The organism is Micromonospora sp. M51 (assembly GCF_018070305.1).
Lineage (GTDB): Bacteria > Actinomycetota > Actinomycetes > Mycobacteriales > Micromonosporaceae > Micromonospora > Micromonospora parva.
Genome location: NZ_JAGPXZ010000539.1, coordinates 1 through 4,358, shown reverse-complemented (window position 1 = coordinate 4,358; position 4,358 = coordinate 1). Strand labels below are relative to the sequence as shown.

The window sequence follows — 4,358 nt, the reverse complement described above, 5'->3', positions numbered from 1 at the left end:
ACCCGCTGGTCGGGCTGCCACTACAGGTCACCGCCCTGGCCACCGTGCCGGCGTTGGTCGCGGCGGCCGGCACCGACCTCGGCGCCGACCCCGGGGTCACCGGACCGGCGATCACCGTCGGCGCGGTCGCGGTGATCGCCATCGGGGTCCGGCACGCGCTGCGGCACAACCGCCTCGCCGAGCGGGCCCGGCCGGCCGTCGCACGGTCAGCGCGGGCGGCTGGCGCTCTGCACGTATAGCAACTCCAGGATCGACCTGGTCGCCTCGAACCAGCGATCCAGCCAGTCCTGCGAGGGCACGGTGCCCTTCGGCGGCAACTCCATCAGCAGGCCACGCAGCAACGGGTGGTCAGCCAGGGACTGGGGCGGCTCCACCGGCCAACCGCTCGGTGGGAACGACGGCTCGATCAGCGGATTCGGGTCCAGTGAGGGCAGCGAGAGCGGGGGATCCGTCGTCTCGGCGGCGCCCTCCCGCCCGGTCAACTCCTGGTCGGTCGAGACCACCTCGGTCAGAACCGTGTCCCGACGAGCGCCGCGGTACTTGCCACCGAACCGCTCCGGCTTCGCCGGGCCGTTGGTGAGATTTTCTGAACCGATCGTCGTCATCCGTCTCGCCTACTCGCTCGGTTGCGGGTCGGTGCGGCGGGTCGTCGACCAGCGCCGTACCGACCGGTTCAACGAGACGGGGGCGCTGTGGCGACGGGAATCCCGACGGAACCTCGCCGGCCACCGTCGGGACCCGCGACCGTCCGCCGTACCTACCGGGGACGGACACGGTGAAGTCCCCGTCCGGCGAACCGGACGGGGACTTCACTGACCACTCGGTCAGACCACGCCGAACACACCACCGCGGGTGCCGGCGACGAAGGCGTGCCAGTCGCCCGGCGCGAAGACCAGGGCGGGGCCCGCCTTGTCCTTCGAGTCCCGCACTCCGACCGCCCCCGTCACGTACGCCACCTCCACGCAGTTGTCACAGTTCGGCCCGCTCTTCGAGCTCTTGAACCACGCTGCCTGCGTCAGGTCCACCGGGAACCCTTTGGTCGCCATTTCCACAACGGCTCCTCTGCCAGTTTTGCGATGTGTGCGACGGACTCCTCCGGACGTATGGCCGCAGCGCGGATGTGATCGAAGATGAAGCTGTACTTCTGTAGTTCGTCGCTCTTCTCGAGGAAGAGCCCACCCGTGGCGTTCTCCGCGTACACAACATCCGGATCACCGGGCTCAGGGAAGCTGAGGATCGTGAACGTGCCGTCCATGCCGGCGTGCGCACCCACCTCGAAGGGCAGGATCTGCAGCGTCACGTTCGGCAACTCGGCCACCTCGACCAACCGTCTGAGTTGGCCGCGCATCACCTCGTCCCCGCCCACCGGCCGACTTACCACCGCCTCATCGAGCACCACCCACAGATCGACCGGATCGTCCTGGGTCAATAACGACTGACGGCCCAGACGGACACGCACTCTCTGGTGCACCTGATCGGCGGTGAAGTCCGGACGAGCGGCGCGGATCATGGCACCGGCGTACTCCTCGGTCTCCAGAAGGCCCGGAACGACCTGCTGTTCGTACGCCCGGATCGAACTCGCGGCCGCCTCCAGCCCGACGTACGCGCCGACGAGCACCGTGCTGTACGGGTGCCACCAACCCTTCTGGCGGGCCTCCCGGGCGATCTGCACCAGCTCGTCGCTCTCGGCGCCGACCACGCCGTAGATCCGCAGCATGTCCCGCACGTCGCGAGGGGTGGCCGTGGTGTGCCCGGTCTCGATCCGGGAGACCTTCGACGCCGAGCACTCCAACTGTTCGGCGACCACCTCGATGGTGATTCCGGCGGACTCCCGCTGGCGGCGCAGCTCGGCCCCGAGCCGCCGCCGTCTGATGGTGGGACTGCGCCGCTCACTCATCGCGCGACCCGTGACTCACTGGTCCCCGCCGCTGGCTGCTCGACCCCACTCGGGCTACCTCCGGTAACGCGCCACTGGGTGACACCCGCCGGGGGCGCGATCGTCGACCGGCGAGCGTTCGCGACGGAGGGGAGTGGTGCCGGTCCTCGGCCGGCCGCGACGGGCGAAACCGGCCCTCAGTGTGCCGCCCGGATGCGGATGGCTTCAATAGGCCTTTCGCGCGACACGCTCACGTATCGGCAAAAGTCGACGTGCAACTTGCATGAAGCACGTCCCTGATGCACTCTGTCCGTATGGCACGGATCACTCAGCGTCCCCGTTCGGTCCCTCCCAGTGGTGACCCCACCGATCCGGGGGCGCCGAGCCCGACGCGGGTCCGGCCGACGACAACGAGACCTGCTCCGGGGTAATGACCCCGCCGCTGCAAGCCGGCAAGCTGCGGCGGCGGGCGCGGTTCCCGGAAGCAACCGGGTGGTGGTCGGGTGGCGGCACGTCACCAGCGGGGTACGGCCCGACCACCGCCATCCGCACCACCGGTTCACGAGGCACGACCCCGTCACCGGCCGAGACGTCCCCCGTTCAGGCACCGCCGGCGCAGCCGCCGGCCGATCCTCCCCAGGAGCCCATGTGCTTCCCCGCACCGGTGACGTACTGCACGTGACTCGCGCGGCGAGTGTCCAGTTCCTCAGGCCGATCAAGTTCCGGGTGATCCGGGTGCTCGACTGGCCGACCTATGACGGCTGGCTCTGGCTCGACGGCTACGAGTTGAACGCGGCGGGTGACGCGGTCACCCGACGGTCGATCTTCGTCCAGCGGGAAGGGCTGCAGCAGCTGCACGCCGCCCCCGAACCCCGTCCGCACACCGTGCGGACCCGCCGCCCGGTCGCGCGCACCCCGGTCCGGGTGGGCTGACCGAGCAGATCCGCCGCCGGTGGGCGTGCCGTCGCCATAGAATCAGGTACGCCCACCCCGGCACCGTTCCACCCGCTCGTCCAGGACCCTGACCCTGGGATGGTCATGGTCAATCAGCCCGCCCTGCGGCGGCACCACCGCTCCCGTATCGCCTATGCCATCGGACTCCTCGCCCTCTTCGGGGCGATGGCGACACTGCTGGTCCTCGTCCGCGACCCGGCGATGTCGTCCACCCGGCTGACCACACCGGTGCCCGCACCGGAGATCACCGTGCTCGACTCCGACCCGCCGACTGACGACGGTCAGTCGGTCGACGAGGAACCGGGCTGGATCGACACCCACGCGCCGGCCGACCACTACGGCGGTGCCGACCCGACCGGGGCGGTATCCGGCCTGGGTGCCGGCGGCCAGTCCGACAACCGTCAGGAGCTCACCGAAGCAGCTCCGGCCGGACACGACGCCGAAGAGATCCGCCGCTCGCTGTTCTGGTCCGGCATCTTCGGCCTGGCCATCTCGCTGGCCGGCATCGGCCTCGTCGGCACCCGCCGCCGGATGTGGTGACAAGCGGTCACGGCGTACGCGTCACAGTGGGGCTGGGTGTGGTCGGGGTCGTCCCGCTCGGAGGCTCGGCCTGCGAGACGATCAACAACACCTCATCGTCGGTCGACACCGACTCGCCCGCCCCCGGCTCGGTGCCCACCACCGTCCCCGCCGGCAGCTCCGACGGGCGGAACACCACCCGGTGGGCCAGGCCGAGCCGATCCAACAGCCCTTCGGCGGTGGCCTGCGGCAGGCCGGTGAGCGGTGGCACCGGCACCTCGTCCGGCGCGTCCGTGGTGGCCGGGCTGCTCGGGGACTCGCTGGTGGGTGCCGCCGAGGTGGGGGCCGCGCTGGTCGCAGGGGCGCTGGTGGCGCTGGTCGGCGGCAGTGACGGGGTGGACCCCGGATCGTCCCGGTCGTCATCCTGCGGGGAACGCACCAACCAGAGCGCGCCTCCGATCAGGCCGGCGAGCAGCAGCGCCAGGACGCCCCAGAGGATCGGCGACCACCACCGCCGACCACCCTGCTCCTCGACGTACCACTCTCCGGCGGAGTCATCGGGTCGGGGCGAGCGCACCTCCGCCCGCCCGGACCACGGCGGAGGTATCGGCGCCGTGTGGTCGGCCGGCGGGCCCGGCCGGTCAGCGTCGGCGGGCAGGGGACGGGTCAAGTCGTCGTCGTCACCGACGGGAGGCTCCTGGCGGTCGTCGCTCATCGCACGTCCCTTCCCGAACCCGGACGGGCGTCACGGCCCTCGACCGCCAACCTAGTCGTCCACACCGCCATCGGCGGGGATCAGCGTGCCGAGCCGCGCCGGCTGTCGACGAGGCCGAGCGGCGGGCACCCGCCGGGAAGCGGGACCCGCCGGCCAGGCGTCAGGGCGTGGGTTTCGTGGTCGGTTGCTCGACGGAGTCCGCGCCACACCAGAGGCTGACCTGGTCGTTCCACCGGGCCGAGCCATCCTCGGTGGGCTCCTGCCGACTGACCTTCCCGCTGCGTCCGGTGACGT

6 protein-coding genes and 1 pseudogene are annotated in these 4,358 nt (G+C 71.0%); 3 read left to right on the top strand and 4 right to left on the bottom strand.

What is annotated here, in order from left to right; all coding sequences use genetic code 11:
• Window positions 1-239: pseudogene (locus KBX53_RS24005) on the top strand (hypothetical protein); the annotation flags it as partial.
• Here the strand turns inward: KBX53_RS24005 and KBX53_RS24000 are convergent.
• From KBX53_RS24000 to KBX53_RS23990, 3 genes are all read right to left on the bottom strand, one after another.
• The gene (locus KBX53_RS24000; protein ID WP_030331964.1) at window positions 207-605 is read right to left on the bottom strand and encodes a hypothetical protein; all 399 of its coding nucleotides are present in this window, start codon (window positions 603-605) and stop codon (window positions 207-209) included. The pseudogene KBX53_RS24005 and the gene KBX53_RS24000 sit on opposite strands and share 33 nt — an antisense overlap.
• 219 nt (window positions 606-824) lie before the next feature.
• Window positions 825-1,046, bottom strand: a complete 222-nt coding sequence (locus tag KBX53_RS23995; protein ID WP_210861763.1) for a DUF397 domain-containing protein — start codon at window positions 1,044-1,046, stop codon at window positions 825-827.
• The gene (locus tag KBX53_RS23990; RefSeq protein ID WP_030331961.1) at window positions 1,016-1,897 is read right to left on the bottom strand and encodes a helix-turn-helix transcriptional regulator; all 882 of its coding nucleotides are present in this window, start codon (window positions 1,895-1,897) and stop codon (window positions 1,016-1,018) included. Before KBX53_RS23990 ends, KBX53_RS23995 begins: the two co-directional genes overlap by 31 nt.
• Window positions 1,898-2,524: 627 nt before the next feature.
• Between KBX53_RS23990 and KBX53_RS23985 the strand changes: the two genes are divergently transcribed.
• Together KBX53_RS23985 and KBX53_RS23980 are read left to right on the top strand one after the other, a co-directional pair.
• Window positions 2,525-2,809 (top strand): hypothetical protein, encoded by a 285-nt coding sequence (locus KBX53_RS23985; protein WP_030331959.1) that lies wholly within the window; start codon window positions 2,525-2,527, stop codon window positions 2,807-2,809.
• 99 nt (window positions 2,810-2,908) lie between these two features.
• Window positions 2,909-3,370, top strand: a complete 462-nt coding sequence (locus KBX53_RS23980; protein WP_030331956.1) for a hypothetical protein — start codon at window positions 2,909-2,911, stop codon at window positions 3,368-3,370.
• Between the two features lie 7 nt (window positions 3,371-3,377).
• Here KBX53_RS23980 and KBX53_RS23975 read toward each other — a convergent pair whose 3' ends face one another.
• Window positions 3,378-4,064 (bottom strand): PASTA domain-containing protein, encoded by a 687-nt coding sequence (locus tag KBX53_RS23975; protein ID WP_210861761.1) that lies wholly within the window; start codon window positions 4,062-4,064, stop codon window positions 3,378-3,380.
• Between the last annotated feature and the right edge of the window lie 294 nt (window positions 4,065-4,358).

Coding starts and splice junctions, on each gene's coding strand:
- KBX53_RS24000 (WP_030331964.1), bottom strand. CDS start 605: ATGACGACGATCGGTTCAGAAAATCTCACCAACGGCCCGGCGAAGCCG.
- KBX53_RS23995 (WP_210861763.1), bottom strand. CDS start 1,046: ATGGCGACCAAAGGGTTCCCGGTGGACCTGACGCAGGCAGCGTGGTTC.
- KBX53_RS23990 (WP_030331961.1), bottom strand. CDS start 1,897: ATGAGTGAGCGGCGCAGTCCCACCATCAGACGGCGGCGGCTCGGGGCC.
- KBX53_RS23980 (WP_030331956.1), top strand. CDS start 2,909: ATGGTCATGGTCAATCAGCCCGCCCTGCGGCGGCACCACCGCTCCCGT.
- KBX53_RS23975 (WP_210861761.1), bottom strand. CDS start 4,064: ATGAGCGACGACCGCCAGGAGCCTCCCGTCGGTGACGACGACGACTTG.